The 1,647-nt window shown below is 65.9% G+C and carries 2 protein-coding genes; both read right to left on the reverse strand.

The window, feature by feature from the left end; all coding sequences use genetic code 11:
• Positions 1-950 (reverse strand): allantoinase PuuE (puuE, locus tag Cte04_RS21685; RefSeq protein ID WP_066483901.1); only part of this gene is annotated, 950 nt, incomplete at its 3' end.
• An 8-nt stretch (positions 951-958) separates the two neighbouring features.
• On the reverse strand, positions 959-1,636 hold the full coding sequence (locus Cte04_RS21690) for a GntR family transcriptional regulator (RefSeq protein WP_066483900.1): 678 nt from the start codon (positions 1,634-1,636) through the stop codon (positions 959-961).
• Between the last annotated feature and the right edge of the window lie 11 nt (positions 1,637-1,647).

Below are 1,647 nucleotides of genomic sequence, written 5' to 3' on the forward strand. Positions count from 1 at the left end.
TTGCAAGGGAAAAGCTGAGCCCAGTGGCGGGCCAGGTCAATACGGCGGCACACCCACACGTTGTCGTGCTGCTGGATGTGGTCGAGAAAGCGCTGCAGCGCCGTGATGCGCCCCGGGCGGCCCAGCAGGCGGCAGTGCATGCCGATGCTCATCATCTTGGGCGCGTTGTCGCCGGCCGGGTCGCCCTCGGCATACAGGGCGTCGAAGGTGTCCTTCATGTACTGGAAGAACGGGTCGGCATGCGAGTAGCCCTGGGGCAGGGCAAAGCGCATGTCGTTCACATCGAGCGTGTAGGGCACGATGAGCTGGTTGTGCGTGCTGCCGTCGCTCTTGCCCACCTTCATCCAGAAGGGCAGGTCGTCGCCGTAGTAGTCGCTGTCGTAGGTGAAGCGGCCGTTGTCGGCCACCAGGCGGTGGGTGTTGGGGCTGTCGCGGCCCGTGTACCAGCCCAGGCCGTGGTCGCCGTCGTGGCCGTACAGCTGGCCGAAGATCTCCAGGCACTGCTGCATGTGGGCGCGCTCGACCTCCTCGGGCACGTTCTGGTAGTGGATCCACTTGAGTCCGTGGCAGGCCACCTCGTGGCCCAGCTCGGCAAAGGCCTGGGCCAGCTCGCGGTGCTTTTGCAGGGCGGTGGCCACGCCGAAGACCGTCAGCGGCAGGCCGCGCTTTTCGAACTCGCGCAGGATGCGCCAGACGCCGGCGCGCGAGCCGTACTCGTAGATGCCTTCCATGCTCATGTGGCGCTCGGGATAGGCGGCCGGGTTGAACATCTCGGACAGGAACTGCTCGCTGGCGGGGTCGCCGTGCAGCACGCAGTTCTCGCCGCCTTCTTCGTAGTTGAGCACGAACTGCACGGCCACGCGGGCCTTGCCGGGCCATTGGGGATGGGGCGTGGTGCGGCCGTAGCCGATCAGGTCGCGGGGGTAGGCAGCTGTAGCGTCGTAAGTCACGTCGTATGTCATGCGGAGATGGAGGAAAGAGCCATCGATAAATCGTTGGTTGGCAGATCGCGGTCGAAGGTCAGGCCTGCTTCCACGTGGTCCAGGTGCTGCTGCATCAGCTGCACGGCCTGCTCGGCATCGCCCTGGGCCAGCGCGGCCACGATGTCGGCATGCTCCTCGTGCGAATGCTCGGCCGCCGAGGCCGACTGGTACATCAGCGTGATCAGCGCGCAGCGGGAAATCAGCTCGCCCAGCAGCTGGGCCAGCACCTCGTTGCCCATGAGCTCGGCCATGCGCACGTGAAAGTCGCCCAGCAGCTCGGTGCGCTGGCCGACATCGTCGGCTTCCATGGCTTTCTTCTCGGCGGCCACATGGGCCTTGAGCGCGCGCAGCTTGGCGGGCGTTTGCTGTGCGGCAAAGCTTCGCACCATCTCGGCCTCGAGCATGCGGCGCACGGCAAAGACCTGGCGGGCCTCGCCCACGGAAGGGGTGGCCACGAAGGCGCCGCGCGCGGGCTCGAGCTTGATAAGGCGGTTTTGCGACAGCTGGAACAGGGCCTGGCGCACGAGGGTGCGCGAGACGCCGAAATGGTCCGCCAGCTTCTGCTCGGCCAGCTTGGTGCCGGGCATGAGGCGGTGTTCGACAATGGCCTTGGTCAGGCTTTCGACGATGAAACTGGTGGTGGAAGCTTCCATCGCCTCATCAT

The organism is Comamonas terrae (genome assembly GCF_001544075.1).
GTDB classification, from domain to species: Bacteria; Pseudomonadota; Gammaproteobacteria; order Burkholderiales; family Burkholderiaceae_C; genus Comamonas; species Comamonas terrae.

Excerpts from the sequence above, each read along its gene's own strand:
- Cte04_RS21690 (WP_066483900.1), bottom strand. The coding sequence starts at position 1,636 with ATGGAAGCTTCCACCACCAGTTTCATCGTCGAAAGCCTGACCAAGGCC.